A 17,870-nucleotide genomic window follows, 5' to 3' on the forward strand; every position below is an offset into this window, starting at 1 on the left:
CTGCGGCCTCGGGTGGTCGAAGGCCGGGGGCGTGGCGCGGCCCGGGATGTGTTCGTGGACGACGCGGGGGTGGCCGCCGTACTGGCCGCCCCACAGTCCGCCGGGGCTCTCGGCCTGCGAGCGGGCGGCGGCCCAGGGGGCGTAGGCCAGCAGCAGGGAGCCGGCGAACCAGCCCGCGTCGAGGAGTTGGCCCGAGCGGTACTCGTGGTGCAGCAGCGGGGAGGTGAACAGCGCGTCGCACATGACGGTGAGCGCGAGGGCGCCGACGGCGGTGTTGACGGCGGCGCGGTTCACGGCGGACCTGCGGAAGTGCAGGACGAGGACCATGCTGACCAGCGCGATGTCCAGCAGCGGATAGGCCAGGGACAGCGCGGTGTGGGCGACGCTCGGGCCGTCGAACTTGGCGGCCTGGGCGAGCGCGAGGCTCCAGGAGAGCGTCAGCAGCGAGCCGGCGATCAGCCAGGCGTCCAGGGCGAGGCAGACCCAGCCGGCCTTGGAGACGGGCCGGGTGGCGAGCACCAGGAGACCGACGATGGCGGGCGGGGCGAAGCACAGGAAGAACAGGTCGGCGTAGCTCGGGCTCGGGACCCGGACGTCCAGGACGACCTCGTACCAGCCCCAGACGAGGTTGCCGAGGGAGGCCATCGCGGAGGACAGGGCGAACAGCAGCCAGGCCGGTCGAAAGCGGATGTGCCGGCTGCGCGCGTAGAGGAAGCAGGAGACGGCGGCGGTGCCGGCCGCCGCGCCGAGGCCGAAGTCTCCCATGATCAGGGCGAGTTGCGGGGAGCCCCAGCCGAGTGCGGAGCCGACGGCGTAGCCCGCGCAGACCGCGGCGATGAGGAGTTGGTGGATCAGGGTGCGGTTCGGGCCGGGGGCCGGGGGCCGGGGCCGCGACGCCCCTGGTGCGGGGTGCGGGCGCAGCATCTCTTCGAGCGTCGTCGTCATGGCGGAGGGCGGCGCGTTCACCAGGGCCTCCCGGTCTGCTTCGGCCCCGGGTGCCGGTGGTCACCGGTGTGGGGCGGGTGGTCGATGCCGGTGCGGGATGCGCTGTTCCGGTTGCGGTGTGCGGTGGTGTGGCCGCCGGTGGGGTGGCCGCCGTACTCGCCGTTTCTGTGTGCCGCGGTGCTCCAGGGTCGCCGTCGGCGGCCTCGCCGCGTCGGATCGGTCGCCCGTAGGCCGTGCATCGCCCGTCGCCCCCCTCACAAATCCGTGAACGTCCATCTCCCCGGCGCCGAATGTGCGTGGCGCAGCCCCTGTCCGGGACGATACACCAGTCTCGTCACTCAGGGACATAGTCTCTCTACGCTCCGTGACGACCAGCGGCGATGCCGGTACACCCCGCGTCCGGAGGACTGCGGAGGGTACCTGAATGGGGTTACTCGCCTGCCGCGCCCGTCGTGAGGATCACGTTCCGCAGAGGCTCCCGGTTCACATATCGAACCAGCTGTTCAACCAGCAACCTCTTGGCGCGTGGCAGAAAAGCGCTGCTCGGGCCGCCGACGTGCGGACTGATCAGGACACCCGGCGCGCTCCACAACGGGTGGCCCGGCGGCAGCGGCTCGGGGTCGGTGACGTCCAGCGCGGCCGTCAGCCGCCCCGACTCCAGCTCCGCGAGAAGCGCCTTGGTGTCCACGACCGCCCCACGCGCCACGTTGACCAACAGTGCGCCGTCCTTCATACGGCCGAGAAACGACTCATTGACGAGCCTGTGAGTGCTCTGCGTGAGCGGCGTCACCACGATGACGACGTCCGCGAGCGGAAGCAGTTCCGGCAGCTCCCCGATGGAATGCACCGGTCCGCGCTCCGTCGTGCGCCCGGCGCGCGCGACCCGCACCACCCGCGCGAGCTCGAACGGCGCGAGCCGGTCCTCGATGGCCGCGCCGATCGCGCCGTAGCCGAGGATGAGGACGGTGCGGTCGGCGAGGGCGGGGTGGAAGCCGCCGGACCACTCCTGGCGGTCCTGCGCGCGGACGAAGCCGGGGATGCCGCGCAGGGAGGCGAGGGTGAGGGTGAGGGCGAGTTCGGCGGTGCTGGTCTCGTGGACGCCCCGGGCGTTGCACAGTTGCACGCCGGGCGGCAGTTGACCGACCTGGGGCAGGACGTCGTCCACACCGGCGGTGAGGGTCTGGATCAGGCGGACGTTGGTCATGGCGGCCAGGGGACCGACGCGGACCGACTGGGCCTTCATGTAGGGGACGACGTAGACGCCGCAGCGCTCGGGGTCGCCGGGGTAGGGCTGGGTGCCGTCCGGGCCGCCGTCCCAGAAGAGGTAGTTGGGGCCTTTTGGCAGGCCCTCGATCTCGTCCGGCGGGATGGAGAGCCAGACGTCCGGGGCGTCCGTGGGGGGTGCTTGAACGCTGTGACGTGCGGTGTCGTCAGTCATGGGCAGGAGGCTATGTCAGGAGCGCGGGTGCGCAGAGGTTAGGTTTGAGGGTCAGGACAGGGAGGGTCAGGGGCAGGTGGAGCGCAGGACGATCGGCGCCGGCGCGCTCTCGGCGGGGGCCGTCGGACTCGGGTGCATGCCGATGAGCTGGGGGTACAGCGGATCGCGGCGACGGGGCGACGAGTCGGCGAGAGCGGTGCACCGGGCGCTGGACGCGGGTTCGTCCTTATTGGACACCGCCGACATGTACGGCCCGTTCACCAACGAACTGCTGGTGGGGCGGGTGGTGAAGGAGCGGCGCGGGGACGCGTTCGTCGCGACGAAGGTCGGGCTGCTGGCCGGGGACCACATCGTCGCCAACGGACGGCCCGGGTACGTCCGCCGGGCGTGCGACGCGTCCTTGCGGCGGCTCCAGACCGACGTCATCGACCTCTACCAGCTCCACCGCGCGGACCCCGAGATCCCCGTCGAGGAGACCTGGGGCGCGATGGCCGAGCTGGTCCAGGCGGGCAAGGTACGCGCCCTCGGCCTCTGCGCGCTGGGCGCCCGAGGCGGACGGCGCTCCGGCCCCGCCGCCCCCCTCCACGAACCGACGATCCGTCAGTTGACGCGCGTCCAGCAGGTGTTCCCCGTCAGCGCCGTCCAGGCGGAGCTGTCGGTCTGGTCCCCGGAGGCCCTCACCTCGCTCCTTCCCTGGTGCGCCTCCCGCGACATCACCTTCCTCGCCGCCATGCCGCTGGGCAACGGCTACCTCACCGGCACCCTCACCCCCGGCCAGGGCTTCGAGCCCGACGACATGCGCGCCCACCACCCCCGCTTCACCGCCGAGATGATGGCCGCCAACCAGCCGATCATCGCCGGCCTCCGCCGCGTCGCCGCCCGCCACGAAGCCACCATCGCCCAGATCGCCCTCGCCTGGGTCCTCACCCAGGGCCCCCACGTCATCGCCCTCCCCGGCGCCAAACAGGAACGCTGGGTCGCCGAGAACACGGGGGCGTCGGAGATCCGGCTCACGCCGGAGGACCTTGCCGAAGTGGCTTCGCTGCCGGGGGCGTTGGGGTCGTGGGACTGAGTTCCGTGTGCCGGATCGGGAACTTGTGGGACGTCTGGCGTGTATGACAGGTAGGAGCCGCCGTCTGGAAGGGGCCGGGATCGTGGGACGTCGAGGTGTGGTGGCCGGGGTGGCGGTGGGGACGCTGCTGCTGGGGGCGGGGTGTTCGTCCGGGGGGTCCTCGGGGAGCGGGCCGTCGGCCGGGGGGTCGTCGTCGGCTGCCGTGGGTCCGTCCGGGGTTCCGCAGGGGAGTGTGCCTCCCGCGAAGGGGAGCGTGCGGGTGGTGCGGACCGTCGCCGAGGGGCTGAAGTCGCCTTGGGGGGTGGCGGCGATTCCCGGTGGGGGGTTGCTGGTGGGGTCCCGGGACGAGGGGACGATCACGCTCGTCGGGGCGGACGGGCAGAAGAGCGAAGTGGGGGCGGTGCCCGGAGTGTCGGCCGCTGGGGAGGGTGGGCTGCTCGGGCTTGCGCTGTCGCCGGGGTTCGCCGATGACCGGATGGTGTACGCGTACTTCACGTCCGCGTCGGACAACCGGATCGTGCGGATGCGGTACGACGGACAGCGGGCGGCGGGGCAGCGGCTGGGGGCGCCCGACACGGTGTTCAAGGGGATCCCCAAGGGGCGGATCCACAACGGCGGGCGGATCGCGTTCGGGCCGGACGGCATGCTGTACGCGGGCACCGGGGAATCCGGTGACACCGGGCTCTCCCAGGACCTGAAGTCCCTCGGCGGCAAGATCCTGCGCCTCACGCCCGAGGGCGAGCCCGCACCCGGCAACCCCTTCCCCGACTCCGCCGTCTACTCCTACGGCCACCGCAACGTGCAGGGCCTCGCCTGGGACTCCCGACAGCGCCTGTTCGCCGCCGAGTTCGGCCAGAACACCTGGGACGAACTGAACGCGATCGTCCCCGGCGGCAACTACGGCTGGCCCGAGGCGGAAGGCACCTCCGACAACCCCGAGTACCGCAACCCCCTCGCGAAATGGCCCACCTCCGACGCCTCCCCCAGCGGCATCGCCTACGCCGAGGGCTCCCTCTGGATGGCGGGCCTGCGCGGCCAGCGCCTCTGGCGCATCCCCCTGAACGGCACGGACGCCTCCGCCGCCCCCCAGGCATTCCTGGACCGGCGGTACGGCCGCCTCCGCACCGTCATCGCAGCCGGCGCCGGCAAACTCTGGGTGACCACCAGCAACACCGACGGCCGAGGCACCCCCCACACCGGCGACGACCGCATCCTGGAACTGACGGTGACCTGACCCTCAGTCCTCGCCCTCCGGCTCCTCCTCCACCCGAGCCACCCGCACCGTCACCTTCCCCGACGACAGATCTATCGGCCCCCTCCCCGGATCCCCGTCCCCCACATCCTCCCGCGTCAGCTCCAGCCGGTTCTGCTCGTCCTGCGTGTGCTTGCGACCCGGGGAGAAGAGTTCCTCGAAGGCGTTGAACATCGTGATCCCTCCGGGTCGCGTCGAGGTGGTCGTCTACTCGTCGAGCAGCGACTTGTCGAGAATCACCACGGACACCAGGATCAAGAACGCCCTGTGCACCATGTAGTCGACGGCGAGGCCGGGAGCGACAGACACCACCCGGATGTCCTCACCGCTCACGGCCTGCGAAACCGGGGTGAAGGGATCTTCGGCCAGCTTGAGAAGCCCGCGCTCCAAGAGCTTGCGCCGGTCCTCAGATAGGGCATCTCGCTGCGCTGCGGCTTGTTCAGTGAACTGGATCTGGTACAACACAGCTCCCTCCAGGGCGCATGGCTGCTTCCAGTGTCGCGCATCTGAACACGCTCCGTCCCGCTCGGGTCGAACACTCAGCCCGCCCCCACCGCGAACAACCCCATCCGATGCGCCACCGCCGCCGCCTCCCCCCGGCTCGACACCGACAGCTTCGCCAGGATGTTGGAGACGTGGACGCTGGCGGTCTTGGGGGAGATGAAGAGTTCCTCGGCGATCTGGCGGTTGGTGCGGCCGGCGGCGACGAGGCGGAGGACGTCGTGTTCGCGGGTGGTGAGGCCGAGGGAGTCGGTGGGGGTGGGGGGTGCGGTGAGGGAGAGGCGGGCGCGCTGGGAGAGGAGGTCGGTGGATTCGGAGAGGGGGCGGGCCTTCAGGTGGTCGGCCATCGCTCGGACCAGCCTCAACAGTTCCGCCGCGCGGGCGCGCTCGTCGTCCCGGCCGGAGACGATCAGTGTCTCCGCGAGGCGGTAGCGGGCCAGTGCCAGGTCGTAGGGGCGCTCCAGGCACTCGAAGGCGGTGACGACGTCCGACCACTCGTCGGCCGTGTCCCGCCCCTCCGCGCGGTGCAGCTCCGCCCGCACCCACAGGTCGTGCGCGTGCCAGACGGGCGCCGGTGTGGCCAGCCTGCGTGCCGTCTCCCGGATGAGCCGCACCTGCTCCGGTGAAGCCTCCCGCGCCTGAGCCTCGACGGTCGCGGCGGCGCGCAGCAGGGGCCAGACGTCACGGTGGACGTGCGGGGCGAGACCGTCGTCCAGGACGCGGGTCAGTTCCGTGCGGGCGTCGGCGGTCCGGCCCTCGGCGGCGGCGAGGGTGAGCGTGAGGGTCGCGAAGGGGAAGACGTACTGCGGCATCCGGTCGTGCGGCCCGAAGGACGCACGGCCCTCGGCGATGTGCCGGGCCGCGTCGGTGGTCCGCCCCCGCGCCAGCGCGAGCTGCGCGAGGAAGCCGTGGCCCGCGCCGCGCGGCTTCGCCGCCTGCGTGACCCGGCTGACCCGCAGCGCCGCCTCCAGCGCCTCGTCCCACTGCCCGAGGGAGATCAGGGACTCCGCGAAGTTGGCCCAGATCCACGGCTCGTTGTTGCGCAGCCCCCACTCCTCGACCGACCGCTGCCCTTCCCGCAGCAGCGCGACGGCCTCGGCGGACCGGCCCACACCCTCCAGCGCGGACGGCAGGTTGATGTGCGCGCGCCCGGCCTCCGTCAGCAGCCCGCGCTCCTGCCCCCGCTCCAGGACCTCCCGCATCTGCGCGAGCCCCGCCTCGATGTCCCCGGCGCCGACCATGAGGCCGCCGAGGTCGAGGCGGGCGTGGAACTCGATGTCCTCGGCGCCGAGCATGCGCGCGTACTCGACGGCCCGCTCGGCGGCGGTGACGGCGTCCGGCCCCGGCTCGTGGAGCATCGACCAGCCCGCGGAGGCGGCCAGCACCTCGGCGTGCACCTCCGACGGCGGCAGCCCCCGCACCAGTTCCTGGGCGGTGGCCAGCTCCTCCCAGCCGTCACCCCGGGACAGCGCGGTGACCAGCTTGGAGCGCTGCACCCAGAACCAGGCCTCCCGCAGCGGGTCCGGGTCGTCCGCCAGCAGGCGCAGCGCCCGCTTCGTGATCTTCAGGGCGCGCTCCCGCTCCCCCGACAGCCGCCCGGCCACCGCGGCCTCGGCCATCAGGTCCAGGTAGCGCAGGGGGGTCGTCTCGGGGTCGCAGCCGCACGGGGGGTACACCTCGGCGTAGTCGGCGGGCCGGAGCTTCTCGCGCACCTCCCCCGGCGCCGTGTCCCACAGCTCCATCGCCCGCTCCAGGAGCCGCAGTTGCTCGCTGTAGGCGTGCCGGGAGCGGGTCTCCACCGCGGCGTCGAGGACCGCGGGGAGGGCCTTCGCCGGGTCGTGCGCGTGGTACCAGTAGCTGGCCAGGCGGGTGGCCCGCTGGTCGGCGGGGACGAGGCCGGGGTCGGCCTCCAGGGCCTCGGCGTACCGCCGGTTCAGCCGGGAGCGCTCGCCGGGCAGCAGGTCGTCCCCGACGGCCTCGCGGACCAGCGCGTGCCGGAAGCGGTAGCCGTCGCCGCTGGGGGTGGCGAGCAGGATGCTGGCGCCGACGGCCGCGCGCAGGGCCTCGATCAGGTCGTCCTCGGACAGGCCCGCGACGGCCGCGAGCAGCGGGTGTTCGACGGTCGAACCGCCCTCGGCGGTGATCCGCACGACGCGCTGGGCGTGGTCGGGCAGGGCCTCGACGCGGACGAGCAGCAGGTCCCGCAGGGAGTCCGTGAGGCTCGGGCGGCAGACGCCGGAGCAGGCGACGGCCAGTTCCTCGACGAAGAAGGCGTTGCCGTCGGAGCGGTGGAAGATCTCGTCGACCTGCGCGGGGTCGGGTTCGGTGGCGAGGATCCCGGCGATCTGGCGGCCGACCTCGTCGCGCGTGAAGCGGGCGAGTTCGATGCGGCGGACCGTGCGCAGCCGGTCCAGTTCGGCGAGGAGGGGGCGCAGGGGGTGGCGGCGGTGGATGTCGTCGCTGCGGTAGGTGGCGAGGACGAGCAGGCGGCCCGTGCGCAGCGTGCGGAAGAGGTACGACAGGAGGTGGCGCGTGGAGGTGTCGGCCCAGTGGAGGTCCTCGATGACCACGACGACCGTGCGCTCGGCGGCGACGCGCTCCAGGAGGCGGGCGGTCAGCTCGAAGAGCCTCGCCAGGCCCTCCTCGTCGTGCCGGCCGGGCGCGGTCTCGCCGAGTTCGGGCAGGAGCCTCGCCAGTTCGTCCTCCTGGCCGGCGGCGGCTGCCGCCAACTCCTCCGGCAGGGCGCGGCGCAGGGCGCGCAGGGCGGTGGAGAAGGGGGCGAACGGCAGCCCGTCGGCCCCGATCTCGACGCAGCCGCCGAGCGCGACGACGGCTCCCTGGCGCTCGGCGAGCACGCCGAACTCCTCCACGAGCCGCGTCTTGCCGACGCCTGCCTCTCCCCCGACGACCAGCGCCTGCGGCTCCCCCGCCGCCGCCCGCGACAAGGCGTTGTTCAGCGTGCCGAGCTCATCCGCTCGGCCGACGAACACGGGACTCACCGACCTCATCTGCACGTTGCCGAGCATCGCACAGGGGACTGACAACACCCCACTGGTTATCGCGGACACGACAATGCCGGACACGACAGCGCCGGACGCGGCGACGACGGAGGGGAGGGCGACCCCCGTACGCCCTCCCCCTTCCGCCGTGTTCATGCCGCCCTGGTGAACCGGTGACGCAGGAGGCGGCCCGTATCGGAGTGCTCGGCGGCATCCTGTACGCCCTCCCTCCGGGCGCGTACGGCCTCGTTGACCAGGCGCTCGTAGTCCGCGCGGCGGACGAGTTCGGCGGAGCGGAGCTGGTGGGCCTCGAACTGGAACATGGGGAACTCCCGTTTCTTCGTGCTCTCTTGACGTCCTCAAGCCTCTCTCGCGGAGGGGGTCCGGCACATCGGGAGAGTTCCGCATCTCCCCGCGCGCGGGGGGGCCTTAGAAACGGGAAGAGGGCCCTTAGGGGCCGCCGTAAGTACCTACGGCGGCCCCTAAGGGCCCTCATACGGATCTCAGCTCGTGGACGGCAGACCCAGAATCGCGTCGCTGTACTTGAGGACGGCCAGCAGCAGGCCGATCACCCCGAGCGCGACACCGCCCCAGGCGACCGACTTGATCCACGCGGGCTGCGCCTTCCCCGGGACGCCGAAAGCGGGGCGCATCAGGACGACGACGGCGGTGGCGAGGGCGAACAGGGCGAAGAGCCCGGCCCACAGCGCGCTGGTCTTCCACGCGTCCCCGTACACCTCCTTGACCTGCTTCGCGACACTCGCGCTCGACGACGTCTGGAGCTGCCCGATGAGCGTCTCCCGCGCGGACGCGACCGTCCCGATCCAGCTCCCGCTCAGCGACACGAACCCGAGCACGGCGGAGACGACGGCCCCGGCGCCCTGCCCGACGAACGAGGGCTCCTTCTCCTGACCCTCGCCACCCGCTTCGAGCAGCTCGACGTCACCGTCGTCCTCGGGGATGTCGTCCTCGACGGCGACCTTGTCTTCTGCCTTCGTTTCCATGTCCGGCACGGTACGGAGCCTCTCTGAGAGGTTTCTTAACGATCCTTGTGAGCGGCACGCGCGCGCGTGGCGTGCCATTCCGGGGCGAGGAGGGACCAGATCTCGACGTCGTGCCGCTCGCCCTTGTGGAGGTGGCTGCCGCGCAGGACACCGTCCCGGCGCATGCCGAGGCGGCGGGCCACGTCGAGGCTGGGGGTGTTGCCGGAGGCGGCGTGCCATTCGACGCGGTGCATGCCGCGTTCGAGGACGGCCCAGTCGATCAGGACGTGCATGGCGCGCGTGACGAGGCCCTTGCCGACGGCGGCCGGCTCCAGCCAGCAGCCGACCTCGCAGACGCCGGTGACCGCGTCGAACGTACGGAACAGAACGCCTCCGACGAGCTTCCCGTCGTACCAGATGCCGTGCAGGCTCCCGGAGTCCTCGACGCGTTTGTCGGCGTACCGTTTCAGCAGCGCGCGGGTGGAGTCGACGTCCGTCTCGCGCGAGCCGAAGCCGATGAACTGGCCGATGTGCTCGCGCCCCCGGTCGAAGTGGGCGAGCAACTCCTCGGCGTGCCACGTCTCAAGAGGCCTCAGCTCGGCCCCGTCGTCCCCCAGTGACACCCCGTACATTCCGCTCCCTTTTCCCCGTGCGTCCAGCGTCGGGACGACCCTCTCACGTCCACCGGATCCGGCGGCGGGGTACCCCTCGCCTCGTCACAGGGACGTAACAGCTCCCGCTCAGGAAACAACCATCGCGCCGCTCACGGATCTCACACCCGTAAGCGGAATCGAACACAGCATGTCTTCAGGGGGAACATGTCCATCCGTCAGTCGAACGGACCCGACCGGCCGCCACGGCTCGCACTCGTCGACGGGCTGCGCCTCGCGGCGGCGCTCGCGGTCGCCTGTTTCCACTACTTCGGCCAGAACTTTCCGAGCATCTGGGGCGAGGCCCCCCGGGACTTCGCGTACACCGTGCACCGCGCCTCGATGTACGGCTGGCTCGGGGTCGAGATGTTCTTCCTGATCAGCGGGTTCGTGATCTGTATGAGCGCGTGGGGGCGCACGCCGGGCGAGTTCGCGGTCTCGCGGCTGTCCCGGCTCTTCCCCGCGTACTGGGCGGTGATCGTGCTGCTCGTCACCCGCCTCGCGGTGTTCCCCCAGAAGTCCGACAGCCTTCCGGAGGACCTGCACCCGCGGAACGTGCTCGCCAACCTGACGATGTTCCCGGGACCGTTGAACGCCGATCTGCTCACCGGGGTCGCCTGGACGCTCGATCTGGAGGCGCGCTTCTATCTGCTGATGGCGATCGTGCTGAAGTTCGGCGCGACCTACGAGAGGCTGCTCGGCTTCTGCACGGTCTGGCTGGTCGCCGCGTACGTCACGCACTCCACGCAGAACAAACTGCTCGACCAGTTCGTCCTGAGCGGTTACGCGGGGTTGTTCGTCGCCGGGATCGCGCTCTATCTGATGTTCCGTTTCGGGCGGAACCTGATGCTGTGGACCCTGCTGGGGATGGCGTGGGCGTACCAGCTCAGCGTGCTCCAGATACGCGTCGACTGGCACATGGCCGCGCCCGGCAGCACCCGTACCGTCTCCTGGAGCCTGTGCGCCCTGCTCCTGACGGCGTTCCTCGGCGTCCTCATGCTGGCCACCATCGGCCCGCTGCGGAACATCAGTTGGCGCTGGCTGATGCCGGCCGGCGCCCTGACCTACCCCTTCTACCTCATCCACACCAGCCTCGGCTTCCCCCTCGCCAAAGGCCTCACCCGGCACGTCCCCGCCCTCGGCCACTGGGGGAACATGACCGTCGTGACGACCGTGATGCTGCTGCTGTCGTACGGGATCTGGCGGTGGGTGGAGCGGCCGGTCGGACGGTGGATGCGCAGGGGACTCACACGGGGGCTCGCGGCGGCACGGGGGCCGGGGGAGGTGGTGGCCGGGGTGCCGGGGGCTGGGGAGGCGGGGCCCGGGGAGGCGGTGACCGGAGCGTCAGGGGCCGGGGAGGCGGTGGCCGGGCGAACGAACGCCGAGAAGACGGGGCCCAGGGAAACGGTGGCCGGAGTGCCGGGGGCCGGGGCACGGGGTGCCGGGGAAGCGGTGGCCGGGGAGGCAAGGCCCGGGAAGGCGGTGACCGTGCGAACGAACGCCGAGAAGACGGGGCCCGGGGCACCGGGTGCCGGGGAAGCGGTGGCCGGAGTGCCGGGAGCCGGGGCGCCGGGTGCCGGGGAGGCAAGGCCCAGGGAAACGGTGACCAAGGCGCCGGGGGCCGGGGAGGCAGGGCCCAGGGAGGCGGGGCCCGGAGAGACTGCGGCCGGGCAAACGAACGCCAGGGAGACAGCGCCCGGAGAAGCAGGCCCCGGAGAGACTGCGGCCGGGCGAACGAACGTCAGGGAGGTGGCGCCCGGGGAAGTTGCGGCCGGGGTGCTGGTTCAGGTGCCTGTCAGTGTGCCTGGTCCCCGAACGCCATCAGCATGACGCCCAGGATCAGCAGCCACAGTGCACGCCGGGTGTGGCCGCGGGAGCCGAGGAACGCGGCGAAGGCGCAGACGGCGGCGCCGGTGGCGAACGCCGCCGGGACGAGGGCGGAGGACCGGCCGCCCAGCCGCAGCAGTGCGGCGGCGAGACCGGCGAGGGCCAGCAGGGCACCGGTGCCGGTCGCCGTCCAGCGGGCCCTGCGGGCGTCGTCCACGTCGAGGTCCGTCTCGTCGTCGTAGGCGTCCATGGGATGGTGCGTGGTCACGGTGAGGAGTACGGGTCCGCTCCCCCGGATCACTCAACGCGGACATGGAAGTGGGGTGATACGACGTGACGCTTGCCATATCACCCCACTCGCCGGGTCTTGCGGGGTTCGCGGGGACTAGCCCTCGCTCACACCCAGCTGCGCCAGGATCAGTTCCTTGACGCGAGCCGCGTCCGCCTGACCCCGCGTCGCCTTCATCACGGCACCGACCAGCGCGCCGGCCGCCGCGACCTTGCCGCCGCGGATCTTGTCGGCGACACCGGGGTTCCCGGCGATGGCCTCCTCGACGGCCTTGGTGAGGGCACCGTCGTCCGAGACGACCTTGAGGCCGCGCTTGTCGACGACCTCGTCCGGCGTGCCCTCGCCCGCGAGGACGCCCTCGATGACCTGTCGGGCCAACTTGTCGTTGAGGTCGCCCTTGGTGACGAGTTCGGTGACCCGGGCGACCTGCGCCGGGGTGATCGCCAGCTCGTCCAGGGAGACCTGGGACTCGTTCGCGCTGCGGGCCAGCTCACCCATCCACCACTTGCGGGCGGAGGCCGCGTCGGCGCCGGCGTCGATCGTCGAGACGATCAGGTCGAGCGCGCCGGCGTTGAGGATCGCCTGCATGTCGGTGCCGGAGATGCCCCACTCGGCGAGCAGCCGGTTACGGCGGGCGAGCGGCAACTCCGGGAGCCCGGCACGGATTTCCTCGACCCACTCACGGGACGGGGCGACCGGCACGAGGTCGGGCTCCGGGAAGTACCGGTAGTCCTCGGCCTCCTCCTTCACGCGGCCCGAGGTCGTCGACCCGGTGTCCTCGTGGAAGTGCCGGGTCTCCTGGACGATCGTCCCGCCGCCGTTCAGCACGGCCGCGTGCCGCATGATCTCGAAGCGGGCGGCGCGCTCGACGGACCGCAGCGAGTTGACGTTCTTCGTCTCGCTGCGGGTGCCGAACTTCTCCCGGCCGTGCGGGCGCAGCGACAGGTTGACGTCGCAGCGCATCTGGCCCATCTCCATGCGGGCCTCGGAGACGCCGAGCGCCTTGATCAGCTCGCGCAGCTCACGGACGTACGCGCGGGCCACCTCGGGGGCACGCTCACCGGCGCCCTCGATCGGCTTGGTGACGATCTCGATGAGCGGAATGCCGGCGCGGTTGTAGTCGAGCAGGGAGTGGGACGCGCCGTGGATACGGCCGGTGGCGCCGCCGACGTGCGTCGACTTGCCGGTGTCCTCCTCCATGTGCGCACGCTCGATCTGCACGCGGAAGGTCTCGCCGTCCTCCAACTGCACGTCGAGGTAGCCGTCGAAGGCGATCGGCTCGTCGTACTGGGAGGTCTGGAAGTTCTTCGGCATGTCTGGATAGAAGTAGTTCTTCCGGGCGAAGCGGCACCACTCGGCGATCTCGCAGTTCAACGCGAGACCGATCTTGATCGCGGACTCGACGCCGGTCGCGTTGACGACAGGCAGCGCGCCGGGCAGTCCGAGGCAGACCGGGCAGGTCTGGGTGTTCGCGTCCTGCCCGAGGCTGGTCGAACAGCCGCAGAACATCTTGGTCTTGGTGCCGAGTTCGACATGGACCTCAAGGCCCATGACGGGGTCGTACGTCGCCAGGGCGTCCTCGTACGACACCAACTCGTCGGTCGTGGTGGTCACGGTGAAAACTTCCCTCTCAGCCCAGCAGGACGTCGTCGTCGCCCAGCCGCTTCAGCTCGCGGTACAGGATGGCGAGGCCGGTGACGATCGCGACCGCGGAGACGGTGGCGTCGATCAGCCGCAGGGTGTCCTGCTCGGCGCGGGCCTTCCTGATCTGCTTGGCGACACCGAACGCGCCGAACGCGGTGGTGGCGATGGACACGTACGTGCCGGACTTGGACTTCTTGAAGCCCTTGGCCTTCGACAGTGCGTTGCTCACAGCGACGGAGCCTCCTCCAGGAGCGGGTGACCCCACTTTTCCACGAAGGCGGCCTCGACGGCGGCGCCGACCTTGTAAAGACGGTCGTCCTTGAGGGCCGGCGCGATGATCTGGAGCCCGACCGGCAGCCCGTCCTCCGGCGCGAGACCGCACGGCAGGGACATCGCCGCGTTGCCCGCGAGGTTCGTCGGGATCGTGCACAGGTCCGCCAGGTACATCGCCATCGGGTCGTCGGCGCGCTCGCCGATCGGGAAGGCGGTGGTGGGCGTCGTCGGCGAGACGATGACGTCGACCTGCTCGAAGGCCTTCTCGAAGTCGCGCGTGATGAGCGTGCGGACCTTCTGCGCGCTGCCGTAGTAGGCGTCGTAGTAGCCGCTGCTCAGCGCGTACGTGCCGAGGATGATCCGGCGCTTCACCTCGGGGCCGAAGCCGTCGGCGCGGGTGATCGAGGTGACCTCCTCCGCCGAGTGCGTGCCGTCGTCGCCGGTCCGCAGGCCGTAGCGCAGGCCGTCGAAGCGGGCGAGGTTGGAGGAGCACTCGCTCGGCGCGATCAGGTAGTACGCCGACAGCGCGAGGTCGAAGCTCGGGCAGTCCAGCTCGACGATCTCCGCGCCCAGTTCCTTGAGGAGCGCCACGGACTCGTCGAAGCGCTGGACGACGCCGGCCTGGTAGCCCTCGCCGCGGAACTGCTTGACGACGCCGACACGCATCCCGGCGACGCTGCCGTTGCGAGCCGCCTCGACGACCGGCGGGACGGGGGCGTCGATCGACGTCGAGTCCAGGGGGTCGTGGCCGGCGATGACCTCGTGCAGGAGGGCGGCGTCCAGGACCGTGCGGGCGCAGGGGCCGCCCTGGTCGAGGGAGCTGGAGAACGCGACCATGCCGTACCGCGACACGGCACCGTACGTCGGCTTCACGCCGACCGTGCCGGTGACGGCGGCGGGCTGGCGGATCGAGCCGCCGGTGTCCGTGCCGATCGCGAGGGGGGCCATGTGCGCGGCGAGCGCCGCGGACGAGCCGCCGCCGGAGCCGCCGGGGATCTTCGTCAGGTCCCAGGGGTTGCCGGTCGGGCCGTAGGCGCTGTTCTCGGTGGAGGACCCCATGGCGAACTCGTCCATGTTGGTCTTGCCGAGGATGACGACGTCGGCGGCCTTCAGGCGCTTGGTGAGCGTCGCGTCGTAGGGCGGGATCCACCCTTCGAGGATCTTCGACCCGACGGTCGTCGGGATCCCCTCGGTCGTGAAGATGTCCTTCAGCGCGAGCGGGACGCCGGCGAGGGGGCCGAGCTTCTCGCCCCTGGCCTTCTTCTCGTCGACGGCACGGGCCTGGGCGAGGGCGCCCTCGCGGTCGACGTGCAGGAAGGCGTGCACCTTCTCGTCGACGGCCTCGATACGGGCCAGGTGGGCCTCGGTGACCTGTACGGCGGTCAGCTCGCCGGACGCGATCTTCGCAGCCGTCTCGGCCGCGGTGAGCTTGATGATCTCAGTCACTTCTTAGTCCTCCCCCAGGATCTGCGGCACCTTGAAACGCTGCTGCTCCTGGGCCGGGGCGCCGGAGAGCGCCTGCTCGGGGGTGAGCGAGGGACGGACCTCGTCCGCTCGCATGACGTTCGTCAGCGGCAGCGGGTGCGAGGTCGGGGGTACGTCTTGATCCGCGACCTCACTGACACGCGCAACGGCGCCAATGATGTCGTCCAGCTGTCCCGCGAAGTGATCCAGCTCTTCGCTCTTCAGCTCCAGACGCGCCAGCCGGGCGAGGTGGGCGACCTCCTCGCGCGTAATGCCAGGCATGCAGCGTTCCTCTGGGGTGAGTGTGTGTGGTTTGAGGCCAATCCTAGGGGGCGGGGGTGCGTGGGCGTTAAACGGTTTCGACCGGGCGCCTGTGGGGCGGGGCCGTAGGAGCGGAGTTGTAGGGGGACGGCGTCACAGGGATGGGCGCGGGGAACTGCGCGACCAGCCACGACGGCGATCACCTCCACGGGAGAGGTCCACCTCTCAAGTGACTGGAAACGGGTGGGCGGGTGGGTCAATCCGCAGCCGGAAGCGCCGCTCGCGAACGCTGCCAGCCCCGAACCCCCCGCGCACGGAGCCAGGCAGTGGTCTCCGCCGGAGGCATGGCCGCGGCGACCAACCACCCCTGCACCGCGTCACACCCGAGATCCCGCAACCGCTCCCACGTCTCGTCGTCCTCCACCCCCTCCGCCACCACCAGCAACCCCAACGAATGCGCGAGATCGACAGTGCACCGAACGATCTCCGCGTCCTCCGCGTCCACCGCCAGCCGAGCCACGAACGACCGGTCGATCTTCAGCTCACTCACCGGCAGCCGCCGAAGGTGGACGAGCGACGAGTACCCCGTCCCGAAGTCGTCGAGGGACATCTTCACCCCGTGCCCGGTCAGCCCGTTGAGCGTATCGGCGGCCCGCTGCGGATCCTCCAGCAGCACATGCTCGGTGATCTCCAACTGCAAGGCCCCCGCAGGCACCCCGTGCCGGGCGAGCCGAGCGGCGACGGCCCCGGCGAACCCGGGCGTGTGCACATCACGCGGGGACACGTTCACCGCGACCGGCACCCTCAACCCCTGCTCCCGCCACCGCGCGACCTGCTCCAGCGCCGTCTCCAGCACATACTCCGTGAGCTGCGGCATCAGCCCGGACGACTCGGCGATCGCGATGAACTCGTCCGGCGGCACCTTCCCCCGCTCGGGATGCACCCACCGCACCAGCGCCTCCAGCCCCGCCACCTGCCCGTCGAACCGCACCTTGGGCTGATAGTGCAACTGCACCTCGTGCGCGTCGAGGGCCCGCCGCAGATCCCCCAGCAGCCCCAGCCGGTCCGGCGTGTTGGAGTCCCGCTTGGACTCGTACACCTCCACCCCTGTCCGGTCCCGCTTCGCCTGGTACATCGCGACATCGGCCCGCCGCAGCATCCCCTCCGCGTCACCGGCGTGATCAGGGAAGACGGCGACCCCGGCACTCGCCTCAAGGACCAACGTCAGCCCGTCGAGATCGAGCGGCGAGCTCAGCGTCGTCACCAGCGCCCGCGCGACCCGCGTCGCGGACGTCGTCGAGTCGGCGACCGGCAGCAGCACCGCGAACTCGTCCCCGCCCAGCCGCGCCACCTCCGCCCCGCGAGGGAGCGCTCCCTTCAGCCGGTCCGCTATCTGGAGCAGCAGCCGGTCCCCGGCGAGATGCCCGAGCGTGTCGTTGACGTGCCGGAACCGGTCGAGGTCGATCAGCATGAGCGCGGCCCGCGCCCCGATCCGCTCCGCGTCGTCCAGCGCCGTCCAGATCCGCTCCAGCAGCCACTGCCGGTTCGGCAGCCCGGTGAGCGGATCACGCAGCTGTTCCTCCGCCCGCGTCCGGGCGAGCCACAGCGTGGAGTCGAGGGCGATGAGCGGGATGGCGAACAGCGGCAGCAGCACCGGTTCGGCGTCCGCGACGACACACACGAGCGGCGCGATCCCGAGCAGCGCGACGGCGACGATGCTCTGTCGCAGCAGCGCCGTCCGGGCGACGGTGGGCAGCTTGCCGTTCGAGGGCGTCCGCAGGGACCAGAGGAGTCCGCGCGTGACGGCGAGGTAGGCGACGGCGACGAGGACGACCTCCGGCGCGGTGTAGACCGTCCACGTCTGCGGGTCCCAGGGCGATTCGACGGACGGCACCCGCCCGCACCCGGCGAGCACCAGCGCGCCCGCCCCGATGCCGAGGATGTCGACGGCGCCGTGCAGCACACCCTGCCGCCACCGGTGCCGGCGGGCGATGCCGACGAGGACGACGACGGTGAGGCTGACGAGGCCGGCGGGGACCCAGCCGTACTGGAGGAGGACGGCGAGGGTGAGGGCCCCGCCGGACCCGGTGCCGCCCCACCAGCGGGCCCGGCCGAGCATGACGAGGTGTCCGACGATGACGCCGGTCAGGAGGGCGAGGGACCAGCCGAGGGTGCCGGCGGGGAACAGGGCGTGGCCGCCGGTGAGGGCGGTGCAGAGGCCGGCGCCGAGGGCGAGCGCGGCTGCCGCGACGACGATCGCGGGCAGCGTCGG

General features: G+C 71.5%; 16 protein-coding genes and 1 pseudogene. 3 read left to right on the plus strand and 14 right to left on the minus strand.

Annotated elements, in window-relative coordinates; genetic code table 11:
- Together ACVNF4_RS19220 and ACVNF4_RS19225 are read right to left on the minus strand one after the other, a co-directional pair.
- A pseudogene (locus ACVNF4_RS19220) lies at positions 1-966 on the minus strand (phosphodiesterase); the annotation flags it as partial.
- Between the two features lie 409 nt (positions 967-1,375).
- Complete coding sequence (locus ACVNF4_RS19225; RefSeq protein ID WP_461804075.1) at positions 1,376-2,383, minus strand: 2-hydroxyacid dehydrogenase; 1,008 nt, start codon at positions 2,381-2,383, stop codon at positions 1,376-1,378.
- A 76-nt stretch (positions 2,384-2,459) separates the two neighbouring features.
- On the opposite strand from ACVNF4_RS19225, the gene ACVNF4_RS19230 reads away from it, so the two are divergent.
- Positions 2,460-3,455, plus strand: coding sequence for an aldo/keto reductase (locus tag ACVNF4_RS19230; protein WP_461804076.1), 996 nt, complete (start codon positions 2,460-2,462; stop codon positions 3,453-3,455).
- A 43-nt stretch (positions 3,456-3,498) separates the two neighbouring features.
- Positions 3,499-4,689, plus strand: coding sequence for a PQQ-dependent sugar dehydrogenase (locus ACVNF4_RS19235; RefSeq protein WP_461804077.1), 1,191 nt, complete (start codon positions 3,499-3,501; stop codon positions 4,687-4,689).
- A 3-nt stretch (positions 4,690-4,692) separates the two neighbouring features.
- Here ACVNF4_RS19235 and ACVNF4_RS19240 read toward each other — a convergent pair whose 3' ends face one another.
- The 6 genes from ACVNF4_RS19240 to ACVNF4_RS19265 form a co-directional block, all read right to left on the minus strand.
- Positions 4,693-4,881: a DUF6191 domain-containing protein gene (locus ACVNF4_RS19240; protein WP_461804078.1), complete on the minus strand. Its 189-nt coding sequence runs from the start codon at positions 4,879-4,881 to the stop codon at positions 4,693-4,695.
- Between the two features lie 33 nt (positions 4,882-4,914).
- Positions 4,915-5,169 carry a type II toxin-antitoxin system RelE family toxin gene (locus ACVNF4_RS19245; protein WP_461804079.1) on the minus strand — a complete coding sequence of 85 codons (255 nt, stop codon included), beginning with the start codon at positions 5,167-5,169 and terminating at the stop codon, positions 4,915-4,917.
- A gap of 77 nt (positions 5,170-5,246) precedes the next feature.
- Positions 5,247-8,234, minus strand: coding sequence for a helix-turn-helix transcriptional regulator (locus tag ACVNF4_RS19250; RefSeq protein ID WP_461804088.1), 2,988 nt, complete (start codon positions 8,232-8,234; stop codon positions 5,247-5,249).
- Positions 8,235-8,359: 125 nt separating this feature from the next.
- Positions 8,360-8,530, minus strand: a complete 171-nt coding sequence (locus tag ACVNF4_RS19255; protein ID WP_461804080.1) for a hypothetical protein — start codon at positions 8,528-8,530, stop codon at positions 8,360-8,362.
- 180 nt (positions 8,531-8,710) lie between these two features.
- Positions 8,711-9,289, minus strand: coding sequence for a hypothetical protein (locus ACVNF4_RS19260; RefSeq protein WP_461804081.1), 579 nt, complete (start codon positions 9,287-9,289; stop codon positions 8,711-8,713).
- The gene (locus ACVNF4_RS19265) at positions 9,247-9,822 is read right to left on the minus strand and encodes a GNAT family N-acetyltransferase (RefSeq protein ID WP_461804082.1); all 576 of its coding nucleotides are present in this window, start codon (positions 9,820-9,822) and stop codon (positions 9,247-9,249) included. Before ACVNF4_RS19265 ends, ACVNF4_RS19260 begins: the two co-directional genes overlap by 43 nt.
- 186 nt (positions 9,823-10,008) lie before the next feature.
- Between ACVNF4_RS19265 and ACVNF4_RS19270 the strand changes: the two genes are divergently transcribed.
- On the plus strand, positions 10,009-11,670 hold the full coding sequence (locus tag ACVNF4_RS19270) for an acyltransferase family protein (RefSeq protein ID WP_461804083.1): 1,662 nt from the start codon (positions 10,009-10,011) through the stop codon (positions 11,668-11,670).
- On the opposite strand, the gene ACVNF4_RS19275 is transcribed toward ACVNF4_RS19270, so the two are convergent.
- The 6 genes from ACVNF4_RS19275 to ACVNF4_RS19300 form a co-directional block, all read right to left on the minus strand.
- The gene (locus tag ACVNF4_RS19275) at positions 11,636-11,917 is read right to left on the minus strand and encodes a hypothetical protein (RefSeq protein WP_461804089.1); all 282 of its coding nucleotides are present in this window, start codon (positions 11,915-11,917) and stop codon (positions 11,636-11,638) included. The two genes, ACVNF4_RS19270 and ACVNF4_RS19275, sit on opposite strands and share 35 nt — an antisense overlap.
- A 135-nt stretch (positions 11,918-12,052) precedes the next feature.
- Positions 12,053-13,570, minus strand: coding sequence for an Asp-tRNA(Asn)/Glu-tRNA(Gln) amidotransferase subunit GatB (gene gatB, locus ACVNF4_RS19280; protein ID WP_461804084.1), 1,518 nt, complete (start codon positions 13,568-13,570; stop codon positions 12,053-12,055).
- Positions 13,571-13,586: 16 nt separating this feature from the next.
- Positions 13,587-13,829, minus strand: a complete 243-nt coding sequence (locus tag ACVNF4_RS19285; protein ID WP_461804085.1) for a hypothetical protein — start codon at positions 13,827-13,829, stop codon at positions 13,587-13,589.
- The gene (gene gatA / locus ACVNF4_RS19290) at positions 13,826-15,319 is read right to left on the minus strand and encodes an Asp-tRNA(Asn)/Glu-tRNA(Gln) amidotransferase subunit GatA (protein WP_461804086.1); all 1,494 of its coding nucleotides are present in this window, start codon (positions 15,317-15,319) and stop codon (positions 13,826-13,828) included. The genes ACVNF4_RS19285 and gatA overlap by 4 nt, the downstream gene beginning before the upstream one ends.
- 3 nt (positions 15,320-15,322) lie before the next feature.
- Entirely contained in the window at positions 15,323-15,619 is a 297-nt protein-coding gene (gene gatC / locus ACVNF4_RS19295) for an Asp-tRNA(Asn)/Glu-tRNA(Gln) amidotransferase subunit GatC (protein WP_007266718.1), read from the minus strand.
- A gap of 235 nt (positions 15,620-15,854) precedes the next feature.
- Positions 15,855-17,870, minus strand: a 2,016-nt coding sequence (locus ACVNF4_RS19300) for a putative bifunctional diguanylate cyclase/phosphodiesterase (protein ID WP_461804087.1), incomplete at its 5' end; no start/stop codon positions are given.

The sequence above is a fragment of the Streptomyces sp. S6 genome (assembly GCF_054880855.1).